This is a genomic window from Bacteroides sp. D2 (genome assembly GCF_025147085.1).
Classification (GTDB): Bacteria; Bacteroidota; Bacteroidia; order Bacteroidales; family Bacteroidaceae; genus Bacteroides.
In genome coordinates, this window is sequence record NZ_CP102261.1 from 2355798 (window position 1) to 2377682 (window position 21885).

Genomic DNA, 21885 nt, shown 5'->3' on the forward strand with positions numbered 1-21885 from the left:
AGCAGGTTTTGGATGTTACTGCAATAGAAAACTTTGATTTTCATACAAGGAAGGGGATTAGTCGTTAATGACGGCGATCCCCATTTTCTTCATTAAAAAGCAGGCATTCATATTTTGCGCAACTCCGTTTCTCATTTGGTAAGAGAAGGTGAGTTCGTTGTTCGTAATGTCAGCTTCGAAACAGTAATTCCGGATATTTTGTGGGAAGGAGTCCACCAAAGTTCCTAGCAACAAGTCATGAGTGGCGATGATGCCATTGGTGTTCATGTGCATGAATTGTTTGATGAGGGCGAAAGAACCTTTCTGTTTATCCATAGAGTTTGTACCTTTCAATATTTCATCAAGGATGATGAAAAGTTCTTCTCCTGCTTCAAGCTTGTCTATGATTAATTTAAGTCGCTTGAGTTCGGCAAAGAAATAAGATTCGTTGTCGGCTAAGGAGTCACTGGTCCGAAGGCTAGTGACGAGGCGAGCCGGATATATTTCCATCCGCTTTGCCCAAACGGGAGCCCCTATACATGCTAGTAGATAGTTCACTCCTACAGTACGTAAATACGTGCTTTTTCCTGCCATATTGGCTCCTGTGATAATAATAAAGAAAGGACGTCTTTCAATGTCTATTCCGTTGCGTACACATTTGTTGCGATCCATTAAAGGATGCCCTAAAGCTTCAGCCTGCAGATGGAAAGATTGAGCAGCAATGGTAGGATAGATATAATCCGGATGATTATATGCGAATGTTGCCAGAGAACAATAAGCATCAATTTCTCCGATGGTTTCTATCCAGCGAGGAAGGTCGGATGCGTGGATTTCTTTCCACTTCTCGATTCGCATCACTTGGCGCAGCTCCCAGAATATTAGTCCGTTGAGTATCGTGCTTATTAGCAGATTGCTTCGTTGATCGAGCGCGTTCATCAGTTTTGAAAGCTGGCGTACTGCTTGAGAAGCGGTCTGATTCTGACTTGTAAGTTCCGTTTTTAACTTTTGCAGTATATGACTTTGCATTTCTTTCTGTTCAGTGAGAAGAATCTGGTCAGCGTATGTCGAAAGAATTTGTAGCTTTTCTCCGTAGGTCGTTTGTAGTTTAGTGATTCCTTTAGAAAAAATAGTGCTGAATAATACAAAGCCAACAAACACTCCTCCTGCAATACTGGCCGAGATAATACCTAAAATGGCTAGACCTATACATAAGAAATTAATGATCGTTACCGCTGTCGGGAGGATGCGTAGAAGTGTACGCTTCCGATAATAACTTGGACTGTTTGCCCATTCTTTGATTTCGGTGGTATCGGCAGGTTTTCCTTTATAGAGTAAGCCGAGCAAGCGGATTTGTTGGCGATATTCTAAGTCTGTGGACAATTCATGTATAGCTTCCTGGCGATGTTCAATAGCTTCTTTGTTTTCCAGATGCGCATTGAACCAGTTTGCAAGATGCAGTTTGCCAATAGGCGTTGCAGTGCGGTTGATGTATTGGAAAAGAGAATGTTCGCCAAATACGTCTAAATCAAGAGTGTAGAGATGAGATGGATTAACAAATTCTTTTCCATCATCAAAATCAGAAAAGTCATATTGCATGGCGCGTAGCTCCTGCTCATTGATTTCTATTTTCTTTTTCAGAAAGTCTTTTCGGTAGAACCAGAAATTATGGCGTTTTACCAGCCAGATGAATAAGATAAAAGGTAAGATAGCGAAAGCAGAGAGACATAGCCACCCATCAGACCAAAAGATAATGGCATTTGCTACAGCTCCTACGAATAAGATCAGGCGGAGAAGACTGATATAATAGATACGTTTCCGTGCATTCTGTAACTCCAGTTCTGTTTTCTGAATGATTTGCTGATATGTAGTAATGATCTGTTCTTGTTTTTCCATGACAAATTTAATTCTTTTCCACAAAGGTAATATAATTCATGACGGTCGGGATAAGAGCTTGTTTTTGTCGAGAGCAGATTTACTGTTTATTAACGGAAGATAGAAAGGAATAACAAGCTCATATTATGACTTGTCTGGATAATGCCTTTACTAGCTGTAAGGAATGGGGTATATAAGTTCTGTTTCCGTTTAATAAGAGTAGGGGGCATTTCCTGATAGCAGCTTTTTTTCAATATTTCTTTCCTCATTCTTGCATTTATCCGCTAAAATTTATAACTTTCCACTCGAAAAGGCGTTAGACAGGAAAGGAGGATGCTTATGAAGAAAGGATGTATCTTATGTTTGCTGATAAGCGTGATTAGCCTTCCGTTAATTGCGCAGAATATTATTTATTCCAACCTGAAAGAGTTGCTGGCTCAACATGGTGATACCACAGCCGTGTTGCGTGTAGAAAAACGTTCCAGAAATCAGATTGTATTGACAGGAGGGGCTGATTACCGGATAACGGCCGGTGATGACGAGTCGATGTGTCGACGCTTGAAGAAGCGTTGTTTTGCCGTGCGTGACGAAAAAGGATATTTATATTTGAATTGTCGTAAGTTGCGCTATAAAAAGTTACGCTTTGGAGCATGGTATGCCCCTGCCGTTCAATTGGGTAAAAATATCTATTTTTGTGCCATGCCTCTAGGTTCGGTTATCGGAGGAAACTTTGTAGAAGAGGATGACGTAAAACTGGGAGGGAATATTGGCGATGCTCTTGCCGCTTCAAGTTTGGTTACGAAACGCGTCTGTTATGAGCTAAATGGTGAAACAGGAAAAGTCGATTTTCTAGGAAAAGATAAAATGCTTCAATTATTGAAGAATTATCCGGAACTGAAACAGGCATATTTGAAAGATGATAGTCAGGAGGCGAAGCATACCTTTAAATATTTGTTGGAGTTGCGGAATAAACAAAAAAAGTAATTTTGTCGATCTCTGTTGGTATAGCAGAGAAAGAGTATGTTCATAATACAATCATGGTCATAGTGATATGATTAGGGTGCGGATTATGCAAATAACACAGAACTCATAGCTTTGATTTAATGGAAAAATCCGCTATCCATTTTAATAAAAGCCCTATTAGTCCGTTTGGATAAAAGACCTGCATTTGTATCTGTATAAAAGCATAAGAGACTCCTGACATTGCCTGTATCTTACCATTCTATTAAACAGTAAATGTAATAATGCCTTTCTGATAATAAATCTGTTATTTCTCTTGTCTTTTATCTTCTTTTTTTCTATATTGCGAAGAGTTATAAGACTGTATTGCTTACAGTTTGTAATCCTTAATTCTGTTTATTATGAGAATAACTCTTGGCAACACGCTACCTCCTTATCCGGATTTTGTAGAAGGTATCCGGAGAGCTTCCGACCGTGGTTATACACTTACCCCGGCGCAGACCATCACAGCATTAAAAAACGCTTTGCGTTATATTCCCTCCGAATGGCACGAACAACTGGCTCCTGAATTTATGGAAGAACTACGCACTCGCGGGCGGATTTACGGATACCGTTTCCGTCCTGCCGGAGACTTGAAAGCAAAGCCGATTGATGAATATCAGGGGCAATGTATTGAAGGCAAAGCCTTTCAGGTAATGATTGACAATAACCTTTGCTTCGATATAGCCTTATATCCCTACGAACTTGTTACTTATGGTGAAACCGGGCAAGTTTGCCAAAATTGGATGCAATATCGACTGATTAAGCAATATCTGGAAGAACTTACCCAGGAACAGACACTAGTTATTGAATCCGGACATCCATTGGGGCTTTTCCGCTCCCGTCCCGATGCTCCCCGCGTTATAATTACCAATTCGATGATGATCGGACAATTCGACAATCAACGTGATTGGCATATTGCCGCCCAGATGGGAGTTGCCAATTACGGACAAATGACAGCCGGAGGCTGGATGTATATCGGCCCTCAAGGCATTGTGCATGGCACTTTCAACACCCTCCTGAATGCCGGACGATTGAAACTCGGAATTCCACAAGACCAAGATTTGCGGGGGCACTTATTTATTTCTTCCGGTTTGGGAGGAATGAGTGGTGCACAACCTAAAGCAGCCGAAATAGCAGGAGCAGTCTCCATCATAGCCGAAGTAGATCGTTCACGTATTGAAACACGTTACCGCCAGGGATGGGTAGGGCATGTGACTGTAGATATCATAGAAGCATACCGGATGGCAGCTGAAGCAATGCGACGCCGTGAACCTTGTTCCATTGCCTATCATGGAAATATAGTAGACCTGCTCGAGTATGCCGAGCGTGAAAAGATTTTGATCGAACTATTATCTGATCAAACCTCCTGTCACGCCGTTTACGAAGGTGGATACTGCCCAGCCGGACTGACTTTCGAGGAACGCACACGCCTTCTTCACGAATCGCCGGAGGAATTCCGTCACTTGGTAGACATATCTTTGCACCGTCATTTCGAGGTCATCAAGAAATTGGTAGCCCGCGGAACTTATTTCTTTGATTATGGAAACTCTTTCATGAAAGCCATATACGATGCCGGAGTAAAAGAAATCTCCTATAATGGTGTTGATGAAAAAGACGGATTTATCTGGCCGAGTTATGTCGAAGATATTATGGGACCCCAACTCTTTGATTACGGCTACGGTCCGTTCAGGTGGGTCTGCTTGAGTGGTAAACACGAAGATCTGATAAAAACAGACCATGCGGCTATGGAGTGTATCGACGTCAATCGGCGCGGTCAGGATCTGGACAACTATAATTGGATACGGGATGCAGAAAAGAATCAACTCGTGGTGGGTACACAGGCACGTATTCTTTATCAGGATGCAGTTGGAAGAATGAAGATAGCCCTCCGTTTCAATGAGATGGTTCGCCGGGGTCAAGTAGGCCCTATTATGCTGGGACGAGACCACCACGATGTCAGCGGTACGGATTCTCCTTTCCGGGAGACGTCGAATATCAAAGACGGAAGTAATGTGATGGCAGATATGGCTGTGCAATGTTTTGCCGGAAATTGTGCCCGTGGAATGAGTCTGGTAGCCTTACACAATGGGGGCGGCGTCGGCATTGGCAAAGCAATCAATGGCGGTTTTGGTATGGTATGCGACGGTAGCAAACGGGTAGATGAAATACTCCGTTCGGCAATGCTTTGGGACGTAATGGGAGGAGTAGCCCGCCGTTCGTGGGCGCGTAATCCGCATGCGATGGAAACGAGTGAAGCATTTAATGAGTCCCATGCTGGAGATTATCAGATAACAATGCCGTATGTGGCGGACGAAGAATTAATAAAGAAGATAGTTCCATCTATTGTGGGAAAGTAGTCTCACAATATAAGAGAAAACATTCCCGTAATATGAGGGAATAAATTCCCACAATATATGGAATAGTTTAAACATGCAGTTATTTCGGATAAACCATGTGGCTATTTGATGTAAAACATATAGTTATTCAGTAAAGTATAACCTCTATAATAATAGATATTTGATATGAGTTGGAATAAGATTATTGAATGTGTCCCCAATTTTAGCGAGGGACGTGATTTGGAGAAAATAGATCAGATAGTAGCCCCTTTCCGTAGTAAAGCCGGAGTAAAACTGCTTGATTACAGTAATGATGAAGATCATAACCGTCTGGTTGTCACACTTGTGGGAGAGCCGGAAGCACTGTGTGAAGCAGTAGTTGAAGCCGTTGGTGTAGCTGTCCGTTTGATCAACCTGAATCGGCACACCGGGCAACATCCTCGTATGGGAGCGGTAGATGTAATTCCTTTCATCCCGATTAAGAACACCAGTATGGAAGAAGCCATCGAACTCTCTAAAAAAGTAGCAGCGAAAGTTGCGGAGCTATATAATCTTCCCGTCTTCCTGTATGAGAAGTCGGCTACTGCGCCACACCGGGAAAATCTCGCCTCCGTTCGTAAAGGCGAATTTGAAGGAATGGCCGAAAAGATCAAACTACCCGAATGGCAACCTGACTTCGGACCTGCTGAACGACATCCGACCGCAGGTACCGTAGCAATCGGAGCCCGTATGCCACTCGTAGCTTACAATATTAATCTAAGTACAGATAATCTGGAAATAGCCACTAAGATAGCGAAAAATATCCGCCATATCAATGGAGGACTTCGTTATGTAAAAGCAATGGGAGTGGAACTGAAAGAGCGAAACATTACCCAAGTATCCATTAACATGACCGACTATACCCGTACCGCACTCTACCGTGCCTTCGAATTAGTACGTATCGAAGCCCGTCGTTACGGTGTTACGATTGTAGGTAGTGAAATAATCGGCCTTGTACCGATGGAAGCTCTGATTGATACCGCTTCCTACTATCTCGGACTCGAAAACTTTACTATGCAGCAAGTTCTCGAAGCTCGTATCATGGAATAGTCAATAAGAAAATAGAATGAGTCACAATTGCTTTATGCCAAACATCATTCTAAAAGAACGTCCCATTCATATCTCCATTTATTATATGAACTAATTATGATGAACTATTTATGAGTGAAAACCTAATCATATTTAACGCCCGTATCGTAACCCCCATCGGCTTTTCCGCCCGTAAAGGAGAGGAAATGTCTCAACTGCAAATCATAGAAAACGGAACCGTGGAAGTGACCAAAGGAATCATTACCTACGTTGGTGAAAACCGTGGTGAAGACCGGGATGGTTACTACCAGCACTATTGGCATTATAACGCTCGCGGACATTGCCTTTTACCCGGTTTCGTCGACTCCCATACCCATTTTGTATTTGGCGGAGAACGTTCCGAAGAATTCTCCTGGCGTCTGAAAGGTGAAAGCTATATGTCAATCATGGAGCGGGGAGGGGGAATTGCAAGTACCGTCAAAGCCACCCGACAAATGAACTACCTTAAACTTCGTTCAGCCGCTGAAAGCTTCCTGAAGAAGATGAGCACCATGGGAGTAACCACCGTAGAAGGTAAAAGTGGCTACGGCCTGGACCGGGACACAGAATTACTACAACTAAAAGTAATGCGCAGCCTGAATAACGCCGAGCATAAACGCGTCGATATAGTCTCCACTTTCCTCGGCGCCCACGCCCTTCCCGAAGAATATGTAGGGAGAAGCGACGAATACATCGATTTCCTGATTCGTGAAATGCTTCCCCTTATCCATTCCGGTAAGTGGGCAGAATGTTGTGATGTCTTTTGTGAACAAGGCGTTTTCTCTATCGAACAATCCCGTCGCCTGCTTCAGGCAGCCAAAGAGTACGGTTTTCTGTTGAAACTCCATGCCGACGAAATCGTCTCTCTCGGCGGTGCCGAACTGGCAGCCGAACTCGGAGCACTGTCTGCCGACCATCTCCTGCATGCTTCCGATGCCGGTATCCGTGCAATGGCCGATGCCGGAGTAGTAGCCACCCTGTTACCTCTGACAGCTTTCGCCTTGAAAGAACCCTACGCGCGAGGTCGTGAAATGATTGACGCCGGTTGTGCTGTGGCACTTGCCACCGACCTGAATCCCGGCAGTTGTTTCTCCGGTTCCATCCCGCTGACCATTGCTCTGGCCTGCATCTATATGCAAATGAGCATCGAAGAAACCATCACTGCTCTCACCCTGAACGGAGCCGCCGCCCTTCAACGAGCCGACCGTATTGGAAGTATCGAAGTAGGTAAACAAGGCGATTTCGTCATTCTCAATTCCGACAACTATCATATTCTACCTTACTATATAGGCATGAATTGCGTAATCATGACTATTAAAGGCGGCATACTTTATCCCGTCGCTTAATAGTTGAAAAACTCTCATTCATTAATCACTTAAAAAACAGAATACCATGTTAGCAGATTTAACCGTAAAAGATTTCTTAGATAAAGTAGCTTGCAGTGACCCTGTGCCCGGTGGCGGTAGTATTGCCGCTTTGAATGGAGCGCTGGCTTCCTCCCTTTCTACGATGGTGGCACGGCTGACCGTAGGAAAAAAAGGATACGAAGTCAGTGAAGAAGTAATGCAGCACGCACAAACCATCACCCTCCGTTTGCTGGACGAATTTATGGCACTTATTGACAAAGATTCAGCTGCCTACAACGAAGTATTTGCCTGCTTTAAACTACCTAAAATAACCGACGAAGTGAAAGCCGCCCGAAGTGCCGCTATCCAGAAGGCAACCAAACAAGCTACCCTCGTTCCGTTGGAAGTAGCCCGTAAAGCACTGGATATGATGTCCGTTATAGCAGATGTTGCCCGTCTCGGCAACCGGAATGCCATCACAGATGCCTGTGTAGCAATGATGTCCGCCCGTACCGCCGTATTGGGAGCCTTACTGAATGTCCGTATCAACCTCGGTTCGCTCAAAGACAGAGATTTTGTCCTCCAGCTGCAAACCGAAGCCGATGCCATCGAGCAAACCGCCTGTCGGAGAGAAAAAGAATTGTTGGATGCCGTAAATCAAGACCTGCGCGTATGAGTAAGAATGTATACCATATCGGTTCCGGAGCACTGACCTTCGAAATCATCGAACGAATTATAAACGAAAACCTGAAACTGGAACTAGCTCCCGAAGCCAAGTTACGCATCCAGAAATGTCGCGACTACCTCGACCAAAAAATAGCTTCTTCCGAAGAACCATTATACGGCATAACAACAGGTTTCGGCTCTCTATGCACTAAAAATATATCTCCCGATGAATTGGGAACCCTCCAGGAGAACCTGATAAAAAGCCATGCTTGCAGCGTAGGCGAAGAAATTCGCCCTGTCATCATCAAACTGATGATGCTTCTCAAAGCCCACGCCCTCTCATTGGGACATAGCGGTGTACAAGTTATCACCGTGCAACGCATCCTCGATTTTTTCAATAATGACGTCATGCCAATTGTCTACGACCGCGGTTCCCTTGGAGCCTCCGGCGACCTGGCACCGCTCGCCAATCTTTTCCTTCCTCTGATAGGTGTCGGTGATGTCTACTATAAAGGAAAAAAGTGCGAAGCCATCAGCGTACTCGACGAGTTTGGCTGGGAACCGGTCAAACTAATGAGCAAAGAAGGGCTAGCCCTGCTGAACGGCACCCAATTTATGAGTGCCAACGGTGTGTTTGCTATGCTCAAAGCCTTCCGCCTCTCGAAAAAGGCCGACCTGATAGCTGCCCTTTCCCTCGAAGCCTTTGACGGCCGTATCGACCCGTTTATGGACTGCATCCAGCAAATCCGTCCCCATCAGGGACAGATTGAGACAGGCGAAGCCTTCCGCAAACTACTGGCAGGCAGCGAACTAATCGAACGCCACAAGGAACATGTGCAAGATCCCTATTCCTTCCGCTGCATCCCGCAAGTACATGGCGCCACCAAAGATGCCATCCGCTACGTTGCCTCCGTACTGCTGACCGAAATCAATTCCGTCACGGACAACCCCACCATCTTCCCTGATGAAGACCGGATCATCTCCGGCGGAAACTTTCACGGGCAACCGCTTGCCATCTCTTATGACTTCCTCGCCATAGCCCTGGCCGAATTGGGAAATATCTCCGAACGCCGTGTCTCCCAATTGATTATGGGACTCCGTGGACTACCTGAATTTCTCGTAGCCAACCCCGGTCTGAACTCCGGATTCATGATTCCCCAGTATGCCGCAGCCTCCATGGTCAGCCAGAATAAAATGTACTGCTATGCAGCTTCGAGCGACTCCATCGTCTCCTCCAACGGACAGGAAGACCATGTAAGCATGGGTGCCAATGCCGCCACCAAACTCTATAAAGTGATGGACAACCTGGAACATATCCTTGCCATCGAACTGATGAACGCCGCACAAGGCATCGACTTCCGCCGCCCGCAGAAAACCTCTCCCGTTCTTGAGCGTTTCCTCCATGCCTATCGGAAAGAAGTGCCTTTTGTAAAAGATGACATTGTGATGTACAAGGAAATACATAAAACAGTCGCCTTCCTGAAGAGGACACAGATTGAATACTGACAATAAATTGACCCTTTTTCGCTTTTCGTTAATAATGGTGACTGTTATTGCCGGGTAAGTGTCGATTCTTATCGATATTTATCCGGCATTTATTGGCTCCTATCTCTTCTATTAGCGATAAAACTTTACTTCCTATATTCCCTCCTTTTACCTTTCCTCTGTGTTTGTTCCAAATTTCCTATTAACACTTGTTTTCATTTCACTCTATTGAATGATAATAAATCCCAAATGGACTATAAATAGCTGGAAACTTAATTTGTTAATTGAGTTTTCTGTATATCTTTGTTCCGTTTTTCCTTTGGAAATGAAGAGAAAACGAAAACTGCATTTTAATAAAATAGAAAAACGGATGATGACAGAGCATGGAAAGGACGCTTCCCAACGGGTAGAGTTAAGAGAACGGATCATAACGGCGGCAACAGAAGCTTTTACTTCGAAAGGCATCAAGAGTATTACAATGGATGACATTGCAGCAGCATTAGGAATTTCCAAACGTACGCTCTACGAAGTCTTTTCGGATAAAGAATCGTTGTTGAAAGAATGCATACTGAAGGCACAGGCAGACAGAGACAAGTATTTGCAGAAAGTCTTTGAACAGTCGCACAATGTGTTGGAAGTGATACTTGCAGTCTTTCAGAAAAGCATTGAGATGTTTCATCAGACGAACAAACGCTTTTTTGAAGACATTAAGAAATATCCCAAAGTATATGAGATGATGAAGAATCGGCAGGACAGCGATTCGATGAAAACCATGTCCTTCTTCAAAACAGGAGTAGAGCAGGGCATCTTTCGTTCGGATGTAAACTTCGCTATAGTCAATTTGCTGGTACGTGAGCAATTTGATGTGCTTTTGAATACGGACATCTGTAATGAATACCCTTTCATTGAAGTGTACGAATCCATCATGTTTACTTATATACGCGGTATCTCCACCGAAAAAGGAGCAAGGGTACTGGAAGACTTTATACAAGAATATCGCAAGAACCGCATCGAAGACTAGAGCAAAAGTGAGGTTCTATTGACAAGCAATTAAGATTAAATTAGAAATTCAGTTTATGAACAAGATGAAAAGATTGACAGGTCGGAAGATCCTTCTGGTAGCTGTGGCATTCTGTGCATTTGGTTTTGCAAAGGCGCAGGACACGCAGACGGAGAAGAATACCCTAACCTTAACCTTAGACAAAGCCTTGGAAATTGCATTGGATGAGAATCCGACAATGAAAGTGGCAGCGGAAGAAATCGCCTTAAAGAAAGTTGCCAGCAAGGAAGCCTGGCAAAGTCTGTTGCCGGAGGCCAGCATTGCCGGTTCCTTAGACCATACAATTAAAGCGGCTGAAATGAAATTGAACGATATGTCGTTCAAGATGGGGCAAGACGGTTCGAACACCGCCAATGCCGGGTTGAGTATTAACCTGCCACTCTTTGTGCCGGGTGTTTACCGTGCTATGTCGATGACAAAGACGGACATTGAACTGGCAGTAGAGAAGTCACGTGCTTCCAAACTGGATCTGGTGAATCAGGTAAGCAAGGCTTATTATCAGTTAATGCTTGCACAGGATAGCTATGAAGTGCTTCAAGGCAGCTATAAACTGGCAGAAGATAATTACAATGTAGTGAATGCCAAATATCAGCAGGGAACTGTGAGCGAATATGACAAGATCAGTGCGGAAGTACAGATGCGCAGCATTAAGCCGAACCTGATTGCGGCAGCCAATGCGGTGACTTTGGCTAAATTACAGTTAAAAGTTCTGATGGGCATCACTGCCGATGTGGAGATAAAGATTAATGATAATCTGACCAACTATGAGACGACCATGTTTGCCAATCAGTTGAAAGAAGAGAATGTGAATCTGAACAACAATACCACCATGAAGCAGTTGGACTTGAACATGAAGTTGCTCGAAAAGAATGTAAAGTCTTTAAAGACGAACTTTATGCCGATTCTTTCCATGAGCTTTTCTTATCAATATCAGTCATTGTATAATCCGAATATCAATTTCTTCGATTATAACTGGAGCAACAGTTCCAGCCTGATGTTCAATATCAGCATACCTTTATATAAGGCAAGCAATTTTACGAAAGTGAAATCTGCCCGTATCCAGATGCGCCAGCTCGATTGGAATCGTATCGATACGGAAAGACAGTTGAATATGCAGATTGTCAGTTGTCGCAATAATATGAGTGCCAGCACAGAGCAGGTAGTCAGCAACAAGGAAAATGTGATGCAGGCAAAGAAAGCGGTGGTGATTGCCGAAAAACGTTATGATGTAGGTAAGGGCACAGTGCTCGAACTGAACAGTTCCCAAGTGTCACTGACACAGGCGCAACTCACCTACAATCAGTCCATATACGATTACCTGGTTGCTAAGGCAGACCTCGATCAGGTTCTGGGAAAAGAATAAAGATAGACAACTAAAAAATTACAAGTAAGGAATATGAAAAGAAGTATCCAATTGGTAGCCCTGCTGTTAACTGTGTTTATGGGCTCATGTACAGGTGGAAAAGACAAAGCTGCTGCGGAACATGTGGACGCAAAGCCTATTGTGAAGCTGGCAGACGTAAAAGCCCGCCCCGTAGATCAAATACAGGATTACACAGCAACGGTGGAAGCCGAAGTAAAGAATAATATTGCGCCTTCGTCTCCCGTACGTATCGATCAGATTTTCGTAGAAGTGGGCGACCGCGTATCCAAAGGACAGAAACTTGTGCAGATGGATGCAGCCAATCTGAAACAGACGAAGTTGCAACTCGACAATCAGGAAATAGAGTTCAACCGTATCGACGAACTATATAAAGTGGGCGGTGCGTCCAAATCAGAATGGGATGCTTCGAAGATGCAACTCGATGTGAAGAAAACCGCTTATAAGAATTTGCTGGAGAATACCTCTTTGCAAAGCCCTATCAATGGTGTAGTGACTGCACGCAACTATGATAACGGCGATATGTACAGTGGTGGAGAACCGGTTCTGGTAGTAGAGCAGATCACTCCCGTGAAACTTCTGATTAATGTGTCCGAAACCTACTTTACGAAAGTGAAGAAAGGTACGCCTGTCGACGTGAAACTCGATGTATATGGTGATGAAGTCTTTACAGGAACCATCAACCTGATTTACCCGACTATAGATGCTACTACCCGTACATTCCAGGTAGAGATCAGACTGGACAATAAAGACCAGCGCGTACGTCCGGGCATGTTTGCCCGTGCCACATTAAACTTCGGAACGGCAGAAAACGTCGTTGTTCCCGATTTGGCAATCGTTAAGCAGGCAGGTTCAGGCGACCGTTATGTATTCGTTTATAAAGACGGCAAAGTATCTTATAATAAAGTCGAATTAGGTAGACGCATGGGTACGGAGTACGAGTTGAAATCCGGTGTACCTGATAATTCACAGGTTGTAGTTGCCGGACAGTCGCGTTTGGTGAACGGTATGGAAGTAGAGGTAGAAGCTTCTTCTAAATAGAAGGTGCAAACTACCTTTCGCCTAATGCTTTAATTAATTAACCAGATTTATAAAACAACATGAGTTTATACGAAGGTGCGGTTAAGAAACCGATTATGACCTCTCTCTGCTTCCTGGCAGTAGTGATTTTTGGTCTTTTCTCTTTGTCCAAGTTACCTATCGACTTGTATCCGGACATTGACACGAATACAATCATGGTGATGACCGCTTATCCCGGTGCAAGTGCCTCGGATATAGAAAATAATGTGACTCGTCCGCTCGAAAATACGTTGAATGCGGTGAGTAACCTGAAACATATTACCTCCCGTTCTTCCGAGAATATGTCATTGATTACATTGGAGTTCGAGTTTGGTAACGATATTGACGTGCTGACCAATGATGTGCGCGATAAACTCGACATGGTAAGCTCACAGCTTCCCGATGATGTCGAGAATCCGATCATCTTCAAATTTAGTACGGACATGATTCCGATCGTGTTACTTTCCGTACAGGCCAATGAAAGCCAGTCGGCACTTTATAAGATATTGGACGACCGTGTGGTAAACCCGCTGGCACGTATTCCGGGAGTCGGAACCGTGTCTATCAGTGGTGCGCCGCAACGTGAGATTCAGGTATATTGCGACCCTAACAAACTGGAAGCCTATCATCTGACTATCGAAACAATAAGTTCCATTATCGGAGCCGAGAACAAGAACATTCCCGGTGGTAACTTCGATATTGGTAGCGAAACCTATGCACTGCGTGTAGAAGGTGAGTTTGATGATTCCCGTCAGTTGGCAGATGTAGTGGTGGGAACACACAATGGGGCGAATGTCTTTTTGCGTGATGTAGCCCGTATTGTCGATACCGTGGAAGAACGTGCACAGGAAACCTATAATAATGGGGTGCAAGGTGCTATGATTGTAGTTCAGAAACAGTCGGGAGCCAATTCGGTAGAAATCTCCAAGAAAGTGGCCGACGCGCTACCGAGGCTTCAGAAGAACCTGCCGAGCGACGTGAAGATTGGTGTCATTGTCGATACTTCGGACAACATTTTGAACACCATCGACAGTTTGACGGAAACCGTTGTTTATGCCTTGCTTTTCGTTGTCATCGTCGTGTTCCTCTTCCTGGGACGTTGGCGTGCGACGCTGATTATCTGTATCACCATTCCGCTTTCATTGATTGCCTCGTTCATTTACCTGGCGGTTAGTGGAAATACAATTAATATCATCTCGCTTTCGTCACTTTCTATCGCTATCGGTATGGTAGTGGATGACGCGATTGTGGTACTTGAAAATGTAACGACCCATATCGAGCGTGGTTCCGACCCGAAACAGGCAGCCGTGCACGGAACCAATGAGGTGGCAATCTCTGTAATTGCTTCTACATTGACCATGATTGCCGTGTTCTTCCCGTTGACGATGGTAAGCGGTATGTCCGGTGTACTTTTCAAACAGTTGGGTTGGATGATGTGTGCCATCATGTTTATTTCTACGGTCGCCGCACTATCCTTGACTCCAATGCTCTGTTCCCAATTGCTTCGTTTGCAGAAGAAGCCGTCGAAGATGTTCAAGCTCTTCTTTACTCCGATTGAGAAAGCGCTCGACGGACTCGATACTTGGTACGCGAAGATGTTGAACTGGGCTGTACGTCATCGTCCGATTGTGATTGTGGGATGTATCGTTTTCTTCGTTATCAGTTTGCTGTGTGCAAAGGGTATCGGTACAGAGTTCTTCCCGGCACAGGATAATGCCCGTATTGCCGTACAGTTGGAACTTCCAATCGGTACACGAAAAGAGATAGCGCAGGAATTATCTCAGAAGTTAACCAACCAATGGCTGACGAAGTATAAAGACATAATGAAAGTCTGTAACTATACAGTCGGTCAGGCTGACTCCGATAACACCTGGGCATCTATGCAGGACAACGGCTCACATATTATCTCGTTCAACATCAGTTTGGTAGACCCGGGCGATCGTAACGTTTCTTTGGAAACAGTCTGTGATGAGATGCGTGAAGATTTGAAAGCCTATCCCGAATTCAGTAAGGCGCAAGTAATTCTCGGAGGTAGTAATACAGGTATGTCCGCACAAGCAAGTGCCGACTTTGAGGTTTATGGATACGATATGACAGTAACCGATAGCGTGGCAGCCCGCCTGAAACGTGAATTGTTGAAAGTGAAAGGCGTGACCGAGGTAAATATCAGCCGTAGTGACTACCAGCCTGAATATCAGGTAGACTTCGACCGTGAGAAACTGGCCATGCATGGCTTGAATCTTTCAACTGCCGGTAACTACCTGCGCAACCGTGTCAATGGTGCGGTAGCATCTAAATATCGTGAAGACGGAGATGAATATGATATCAAAGTGCGTTACGCACCTGAATTCCGTACAAGTCTGGAAAGTCTGGAAAATATCCTCATTTATAATGCACAAGGACAATCCGTTCGTGTGAAAGATGTCGGAAAGGTAGTCGAACGTTTTGCACCTCCTACCATCGAACGTAAAGACCGTGAACGTATCGTGACCGTTTCCGCTGTAATCTCCGGAGCTCCGCTGGGCGACGTAGTGGCTGCCGGAAATAAGGTGATAGATAAAATGGATCTTCCGGGAGAAGTCACTATCCAGATTTCCGGTTCGTACGAAGACCAGCAGGATTCATTCCGCGATTTGGGAACACTTGCCATCCTGATTGTCATTCTCGTATTTATCGTGATGGCAGCACAGTTCGAGTCACTGACTTATCCGTTCATTATCATGTTCTCCCTGCCGTTTGCATTTAGCGGTGTCTTGATGGCATTGTTCTTCACAGGCAGTACATTGAGTGTCATGAGTTTGTTGGGAGGTATCATGTTGATTGGTATTGTGGTAAAGAATGGTATTGTGCTTATCGACTACATTACCCTCTGTCGAGAGCGTGGACTGGCGGTTATCAATTCAGTAGTGACATCTGGTAAGAGCCGTCTCCGTCCGGTATTGATGACTACGGCTACCACTGTTCTCGGTATGATTCCGATGGCTATCGGTGGCGGTCAGGGTTCTGAAATGTGGAGCCCGATGGCGATTGCCGTAATCGGTGGTCTGACGGTATCTACTATCTTGACATTGATTTTGATCCCTACTTTGTACTGTGTATTTGCAGGAACAGGAATCAAGAATCGTCGTCGTAAACTTCGCCATCAACGCGAATTGGATGTTTACTTCCAGGAGAATAAAGACAGTATTATAAAGAAATAATAGAAAAGAAATATGAAATCAGTATTGATAACATTCGACCAGGCTTATTACGAACGAATCATGGCATTGCTCGACCGTTTGGGTTGTCGTGGTTTTACCTACCTCGAAAAAGTACAGGGACGTGGCTCGAAGACAGGCGATCCGCATTTCGGAAGCCATGCCTGGCCAAGTATGTGCTCGGCTATCCTGACAGTAGTAGACGACAGCAAAGTCGATCCGTTGTTGGACACCTTGCATAAAATGGACCTGGAAACACAACAATTAGGCTTGCGCGCATTTGTGTGGAACATTGAACGGACCATTTAAAAACGATCCGGTAGATAAATAAAAAGGAAAGGAGAATCTAATAAATAATGTAGATTCTCCTTTCTTTTTGTGGCTTTTGTCTATCTTTGCGGTCGTTTTGGATTTTAGGAACATTATGGAGATAATAAAGAATTATTTGAAATATTCGTTGTGGTTCGTACTGATTGTATTTGCAGCCTTACTCGGGCTTCATTGGCTTCCAGTATTGACTATTGACGGACACACGATGAGGCGTGTAGACCTTTTGAGCGATCTTCGTTACCCCGAATCGGAGACTGCTGCAGCTGATTCGGACAGCATCCCTTTGCCTCCTGTTGTAAAACCGGCTTTTGTAGATACCTGCCGCGCAGGCATGACCTGCATTGAAGATTACAGCGATTCCACCCTCCGAGGAATGACTCCTTTCTACGAAGCACTCAACCGCGTCTCTTCCACTGACTCTGATGACAAACAGGTACGCATTGCCGTATTCGGAGACTCCTTTATCGAAGCGGATATATTTACAGCCGACTTGCGCGAAATGCTTCAGAAACAATTCGGCGGTTGCGGTGTAGGTTTTGTTACCATCACTTCCATGACAAGCGGTTACCGTCCTACGGTACGGCATACATTTGGCGGATGGTCCAGCCATGCAGTAACAGACAGTATCTATTTCGATAAGAAGAAACAAGGCATTTCCGGACACTATTTTGTCCCCCGGAACGGAGCTTATGTAGAACTACGCGGACAAAATAAATACGCCTCCCTGCTCGATACTTGCCAACGTGCTTCTATCTTCTTCTATAATAAAGATTCCGTTCTTCTTTCTGCCCGTGTGAACAAAGGAGAAAACAAGAATTACTCTTTAGGCCCTTCTGATGGATTACAACAAGTTCAGGTGGACGGACGCATCGGTTCTATCCGTTGGACAGTAGATCGTGCAGACTCTACCCTGTTCTATGGCTTGGCAATGGATGGAAAGAAAGGAATCATTCTCGATAACTTCTCGTTGCGTGGCAGTTCCGGTCTTTCCCTGCGCGGTATTCCGGTACAAACGTTGAAGCAGTTTAACCGCCAGCGTCCTTACGACCTGATTATCCTCGAATATGGCTTGAATGTAGCTACCGAACGGGGACGCAATTATGATAATTACCAGAAGGGATTGATTACAGCTATCGAGCATCTGAAAGAATGTTTCCCACAAGCGGGAATCCTGTTATTGAGCGTTGGCGACCGTGATTATAAGAACGAAAACGGCGAACTCCGTACCATGCCCGGTGTCAAGAATCTGATTCGTTATCAGCAGAACATTGCTGCTGAAAGCGGCATTGCATTCTGGAATATGTTTGAAGCAATGGGCGGAGAGGGCAGTATGGCAAAACTCGTCCATGCCAAACCCTCTATGGCAAACTACGATTATACGCATATAAACTTCCGTGGCGGTAAGCATTTGGCAGGATTGCTTTATGAAACCATGATCTATGGTAAGGAACAATACGACAGGAGGCGTGCTTATGAGAAAGAGTAACCTGCTGTCCATCTTTATTCTCATTCTCGCCGGTATGTTGAGTGTCCCTTGTTTTCTTACAGAAACAATCGCGCAAGACCGTATGCCTGTATGCTCTCCATTGGGAAAGACTGCAAAGCGGATAAAGCCTTTACGGGAAATGAACTGGGCGAATGATACGATCAACGTACAAGTAGCCTTCCCTGCTGCTTTTCGCGAAACCGGACGGAATGAGATTATTGACAGCATTGCTCTGCTGGCTCCCGTCTTTGAACATCTCCGCCAGGTACGTGCCGGACTCTCCGAAGATACAGTCCGCATCGTTCATATTGGCGATAGCCACGTGCGTGGACATATCTATCCCCAAACCACCGGTGCCCGTTTGGCAGAAACCTTTGGTGCCATTTCTTATATTGATAAAGGCGTCAACGGAGCTACTTGCCTAACATTTACCCATCCGGATCGTATTGCCGAAATCGCTGCCTTGAAACCCGAATTGCTGATTCTCTCTTTCGGAACCAATGAAAGCCATAACCGGCGTTATAATATAAATGTGCACTACAATCAGATGGATGAACTTGTGAAACTGTTGCGCGACAGTCTTCCTAACATCCCCATTCTTCTGACTACCCCTCCCGGTTCCTATGAAAGTTTCCGGCAACGGAGGCGTAGACGCACGTATGCCATCAATCCCCGTACGGCAACAGCAGCGGAAACCATCCACCGTTATGCAAAAGACCATCGCCTGCTCGTGTGGGATATGTATGATGTAGTCGGAGGGAAGCGTCGTGCCTGCACCAACTGGACGGAGGCAAACCTGATGCGTCCCGATCATGTACATTATTTACCTGAAGGATACATCCTGCAAGGAAATTTATTATACCAAGCACTTATACAAGCATATAATGACTATGTTTCCCATTGATATAGATTTCAGTAGACTGAAAGAGGTACTTACCTACGATCCGCAAGCCCCGATGATATTTAGCAGCGGTATCTTCCTTTGGCTGTTCGCTGCTTTCATGGTAGTGTATGTGTTGTTACAACGTAAATACACTGCCCGTATCTTGTTTGTCACCCTCTTTTCCTATTATTTCTACTACAAGAGTAGCGGCACATACTTCTTTCTGCTTGCTATAGTCACCGTTGCCGACTTCTTTCTTGCACAGCTAATGGATCGTGCAGAGGGGTATTGGAAACGTAAAGGATTAGTAGTTTTGAGTCTGAGTATCAATCTGGGACTTCTTGTCTATTTCAAATATACCAATTTCCTGGGTGGGGTGATAGCATCATTGATGGGAGGAGAGTTTACCGCTCTTGATATATTCCTGCCGGTCGGTATCTCCTTCTTTACTTTCCAGTCGCTAAGCTACACCATCGACGTTTACCGGAGGGACATAAAGCCATTGACGAATCTTTTGGACTACGCTTTCTACGTATCTTTCTTCCCCCAGTTGGTGGCGGGACCTATCGTGCGTGCCCGCGACTTTATCCCGCAAATCCGGAAACCTCTCTTTGTTTCGCAGGAGATGTTCGGCCGCGGAATCTTTCTGATCGTATCCGGTCTTTTCAAGAAAGCCATTATCTCCGACTATATCAGCATCAACTTTGTAGAACGTATTTTTGATAATCCTACTCTCTATTCGGGTGTTGAGAATCTGATGGGAGTGTATGGTTATGCTTTACAGATTTACTGCGACTTTTCTGGATATAGTGACATGGCTATCGGTATCGCTTTATTGTTGGGCTTTCATTTCAATCTCAACTTTAATTCTCCTTATAAGTCTGCCTCCATTACCGAATTCTGGCGTCGTTGGCACATCTCTTTGTCCAGTTGGCTGCGGGATTATCTGTATATTTCTTTAGGAGGAAACCGAAAAGGTAAGTTCCGGCAATATCTGAATCTTATCATTACCATGTTTCTGGGTGGATTGTGGCATGGAGCATCTTGGAACTTTGTTCTTTGGGGAACCTTCCATGGTGTTGCTTTAGCATTGCATAAAATGTGGATGACCATCACCGGACGTAAGAAAGGAGAACAAAGTCATGGTTGGCGGCGTGTGTTCGGAGTGATTATTACTTTCCATTTTGTCTGCTTCTGCTGGATTTTCTTCCGTAATGCCGATTTTCAGAACTCAATGGATATGCTGGGACAGATATTCACTACTTTCCGTCCGCAACTGTTCCCACAGTTACTTGAAGGATATTGGAAAGTATTCGCATTAATGTTGCTCGGCTTCCTACTTCATTTTGCTCCCGATAGTTGGGAAAATGCAGCTTGCCGGGGAGTGACCCGTTTACCGTTCGTAGGAAAAGCAGTATTGATGGTAGCTTTGATTTACCTTGTTATTCAGATGAAGAGTTCGGAGATTCAGCCGTTTATCTATTTCCAGTTCTGATCCACCTTCTTTTTAATATCCGGTTGAAGCCGTAATTGGAATATTTTTCCTTTCTTTGTGAAAGGAAAATATAAACATTCTGTTTTATGGAAAACTCTTTCAGTTATCAGCCGGCAGCTGATCGTTACGAACAGATGCCTTATACATATTGTGGCAAGAGTGGCTTGCAGTTACCTCTAATCTCTTTGGGGTTGTGGCATAATTTCGGTAGTGTGGACAATTTCAATGTAGCAACCGACATGATTAAGTATGCTTTCGATCACGGTGTTACTCATTTCGACTTGGCAAATAATTACGGTCCTGCTCCCGGAAGTGCGGAAGTAAATTTCGGACGAATTTTGAAAGAGAACTTTCAAGGCTACCGGGATGAAATGATTATCTCCTCCAAAGCCGGTCATGACATGTGGGCAGGCCCTTATGGCGGAAATAGCTCTCGTAAAAATCTGATGGCGAGCATTGACCAAAGTCTCCGCCGGACAGGTTTGGAGTATTTTGATATCTTTTATAGTCATCGTTATGACGGAGTCACTCCAGTTGAAGAAACCATCCAGACATTGATTGATATTGTGAAGCAAGGGAAAGCATTGTATATCGGAATTTCTAAATATCCTCCCGAACAAGCCCGTGTTGCCTATGAGATGATGGCAAAAGCCGGTGTTCCCTGTCTTATCAGCCAATATCGGTATAGTATGTTCGATCGTGTGGTTGAGGCTGAATCACTTCCTTTAGCAGCAGAGTACGGTTCCGGTTTCATAGCTTTCTCTCCTTTGGCACAAGGATTATTGACCGATAAATACCTGAACGGCATCCCGGAAGGTTCCCGTGCTGCCCGTTCTTCGGGTTTTCTTCAACAATCTCAAGTGACGCATGAAAAGGTAGAAGCTGCCCGTCAATTAAATGAAATAGCCCGCCGCCGTGAGCAAACGCTGGCTGAAATGGCTTTGGCATGGGTGCTGAAAGACGAAAGAATGACATCGGTGATTGTAGGTGCAAGTTCTGTTAATCAGTTGGCCGACAATTTGAAAGCGCTGGAACATTTAGAGTTCACGACAGACGAGTTGAAAGAGATAGAACAGATACTGTGTATGCACGGAAAGTAGTAGAATTTTTCTTAGGTAGAAATCATTGTAATAATAGATCTTTATTATAATGATCTTGTTACAGCTAGTTTTCGGAAAGGAATGCTTGAATGGCACTTCTT

General features: G+C 44.7%; 16 protein-coding genes. 15 read left to right on the plus strand and 1 reads right to left on the minus strand.

All coding sequences use genetic code 11. The annotated features are described in order from the left end of the window. Positions 1-57: 57 nt before the first annotated feature. Positions 58-1872, minus strand: a complete 1815-nt coding sequence (locus NQ505_RS08145; RefSeq protein WP_008997831.1) for a MutS family DNA mismatch repair protein — start codon at positions 1870-1872, stop codon at positions 58-60. A gap of 318 nt (positions 1873-2190) precedes the next feature. Here NQ505_RS08145 and NQ505_RS08150 point away from each other — a divergent pair, with 318 nt between their 5' ends. The 15 genes from NQ505_RS08150 to NQ505_RS08220 all read left to right on the plus strand — a co-directional run bounded on the left by NQ505_RS08150 (position 2191) and on the right by NQ505_RS08220 (position 21784). Beyond that, positions 2191-2835 (plus strand): DUF6563 family protein, encoded by a 645-nt coding sequence (locus tag NQ505_RS08150; protein ID WP_008997832.1) that lies wholly within the window; start codon positions 2191-2193, stop codon positions 2833-2835. A gap of 377 nt (positions 2836-3212) precedes the next feature. Further along, positions 3213-5210, plus strand: coding sequence for a urocanate hydratase (locus NQ505_RS08155; protein ID WP_008997833.1), 1998 nt, complete (start codon positions 3213-3215; stop codon positions 5208-5210). A 165-nt stretch (positions 5211-5375) separates the two neighbouring features. Continuing rightward, on the plus strand, positions 5376-6278 hold the full coding sequence (ftcD, locus tag NQ505_RS08160; RefSeq protein WP_008997834.1) for a glutamate formimidoyltransferase: 903 nt from the start codon (positions 5376-5378) through the stop codon (positions 6276-6278). A gap of 110 nt (positions 6279-6388) precedes the next feature. Beyond that, the gene (gene hutI, locus NQ505_RS08165) at positions 6389-7642 is read left to right on the plus strand and encodes an imidazolonepropionase (RefSeq protein WP_008997835.1); all 1254 of its coding nucleotides are present in this window, start codon (positions 6389-6391) and stop codon (positions 7640-7642) included. A gap of 46 nt (positions 7643-7688) precedes the next feature. Further along, positions 7689-8318, plus strand: coding sequence for a cyclodeaminase/cyclohydrolase family protein (locus NQ505_RS08170; protein ID WP_008997836.1), 630 nt, complete (start codon positions 7689-7691; stop codon positions 8316-8318). Next, on the plus strand, positions 8315-9814 hold the full coding sequence (gene hutH / locus NQ505_RS08175; protein WP_004296315.1) for a histidine ammonia-lyase: 1500 nt from the start codon (positions 8315-8317) through the stop codon (positions 9812-9814). The genes NQ505_RS08170 and hutH overlap by 4 nt, the downstream gene beginning before the upstream one ends. A gap of 349 nt (positions 9815-10163) precedes the next feature. Continuing rightward, positions 10164-10814, plus strand: coding sequence for a TetR/AcrR family transcriptional regulator (locus tag NQ505_RS08180; RefSeq protein ID WP_004323670.1), 651 nt, complete (start codon positions 10164-10166; stop codon positions 10812-10814). Between the two features lie 55 nt (positions 10815-10869). Then, positions 10870-12216: a TolC family protein gene (locus NQ505_RS08185; RefSeq protein WP_008997837.1), complete on the plus strand. Its 1347-nt coding sequence runs from the start codon at positions 10870-10872 to the stop codon at positions 12214-12216. A gap of 33 nt (positions 12217-12249) precedes the next feature. Next, on the plus strand, positions 12250-13275 hold the full coding sequence (locus tag NQ505_RS08190; protein WP_008997838.1) for an efflux RND transporter periplasmic adaptor subunit: 1026 nt from the start codon (positions 12250-12252) through the stop codon (positions 13273-13275). 59 nt (positions 13276-13334) lie between these two features. After that, positions 13335-16493 carry an efflux RND transporter permease subunit gene (locus NQ505_RS08195; RefSeq protein WP_004296310.1) on the plus strand — a complete coding sequence of 1053 codons (3159 nt, stop codon included), beginning with the start codon at positions 13335-13337 and terminating at the stop codon, positions 16491-16493. 12 nt (positions 16494-16505) lie between these two features. Further along, positions 16506-16799 (plus strand): PG0541 family transporter-associated protein, encoded by a 294-nt coding sequence (locus tag NQ505_RS08200; protein WP_004296309.1) that lies wholly within the window; start codon positions 16506-16508, stop codon positions 16797-16799. Between the two features lie 115 nt (positions 16800-16914). After that, positions 16915-18306: an SGNH/GDSL hydrolase family protein gene (locus NQ505_RS08205; protein WP_032853192.1), complete on the plus strand. Its 1392-nt coding sequence runs from the start codon at positions 16915-16917 to the stop codon at positions 18304-18306. After that, complete coding sequence (locus NQ505_RS08210) at positions 18293-19210, plus strand: SGNH/GDSL hydrolase family protein (RefSeq protein ID WP_008997840.1); 918 nt, start codon at positions 18293-18295, stop codon at positions 19208-19210. Before NQ505_RS08205 ends, NQ505_RS08210 begins: the two co-directional genes overlap by 14 nt. Beyond that, positions 19197-20684, plus strand: a complete 1488-nt coding sequence (locus tag NQ505_RS08215; RefSeq protein ID WP_008997841.1) for an MBOAT family O-acyltransferase — start codon at positions 19197-19199, stop codon at positions 20682-20684. Before NQ505_RS08210 ends, NQ505_RS08215 begins: the two co-directional genes overlap by 14 nt. An 86-nt stretch (positions 20685-20770) precedes the next feature. Continuing rightward, a complete protein-coding gene (locus NQ505_RS08220) occupies positions 20771-21784 on the plus strand; it encodes an aldo/keto reductase (protein ID WP_008997842.1) in 1014 nt (337 codons plus the stop codon). Positions 21785-21885 lie beyond the last annotated feature (101 nt).

What these genes read in the sequence shown, in the direction of transcription:
- hutI (WP_008997835.1), top strand. Translation starts at nt 6,389, where the DNA reads ATGAGTGAAAACCTAATCATATTTAACGCCCGTATCGTAACCCCCATC.
- NQ505_RS08155 (WP_008997833.1), top strand. Translation starts at nt 3,213, where the DNA reads ATGAGAATAACTCTTGGCAACACGCTACCTCCTTATCCGGATTTTGTA.
- NQ505_RS08200 (WP_004296309.1), top strand. Translation starts at nt 16,506, where the DNA reads ATGAAATCAGTATTGATAACATTCGACCAGGCTTATTACGAACGAATC.
- hutH (WP_004296315.1), top strand. Translation starts at nt 8,315, where the DNA reads ATGAGTAAGAATGTATACCATATCGGTTCCGGAGCACTGACCTTCGAA.
- NQ505_RS08170 (WP_008997836.1), top strand. Translation starts at nt 7,689, where the DNA reads ATGTTAGCAGATTTAACCGTAAAAGATTTCTTAGATAAAGTAGCTTGC.
- NQ505_RS08195 (WP_004296310.1), top strand. Translation starts at nt 13,335, where the DNA reads ATGAGTTTATACGAAGGTGCGGTTAAGAAACCGATTATGACCTCTCTC.
- NQ505_RS08150 (WP_008997832.1), top strand. Translation starts at nt 2,191, where the DNA reads ATGAAGAAAGGATGTATCTTATGTTTGCTGATAAGCGTGATTAGCCTT.
- ftcD (WP_008997834.1), top strand. Translation starts at nt 5,376, where the DNA reads ATGAGTTGGAATAAGATTATTGAATGTGTCCCCAATTTTAGCGAGGGA.
- NQ505_RS08190 (WP_008997838.1), top strand. Translation starts at nt 12,250, where the DNA reads ATGAAAAGAAGTATCCAATTGGTAGCCCTGCTGTTAACTGTGTTTATG.
- NQ505_RS08220 (WP_008997842.1), top strand. Translation starts at nt 20,771, where the DNA reads ATGGAAAACTCTTTCAGTTATCAGCCGGCAGCTGATCGTTACGAACAG.
- NQ505_RS08205 (WP_032853192.1), top strand. Translation starts at nt 16,915, where the DNA reads ATGGAGATAATAAAGAATTATTTGAAATATTCGTTGTGGTTCGTACTG.
- NQ505_RS08185 (WP_008997837.1), top strand. Translation starts at nt 10,870, where the DNA reads ATGAACAAGATGAAAAGATTGACAGGTCGGAAGATCCTTCTGGTAGCT.
- NQ505_RS08180 (WP_004323670.1), top strand. Translation starts at nt 10,164, where the DNA reads ATGATGACAGAGCATGGAAAGGACGCTTCCCAACGGGTAGAGTTAAGA.
- NQ505_RS08215 (WP_008997841.1), top strand. Translation starts at nt 19,197, where the DNA reads ATGTTTCCCATTGATATAGATTTCAGTAGACTGAAAGAGGTACTTACC.
- NQ505_RS08210 (WP_008997840.1), top strand. Translation starts at nt 18,293, where the DNA reads ATGAGAAAGAGTAACCTGCTGTCCATCTTTATTCTCATTCTCGCCGGT.
- NQ505_RS08145 (WP_008997831.1), bottom strand. Translation starts at nt 1,872, where the DNA reads ATGGAAAAACAAGAACAGATCATTACTACATATCAGCAAATCATTCAG.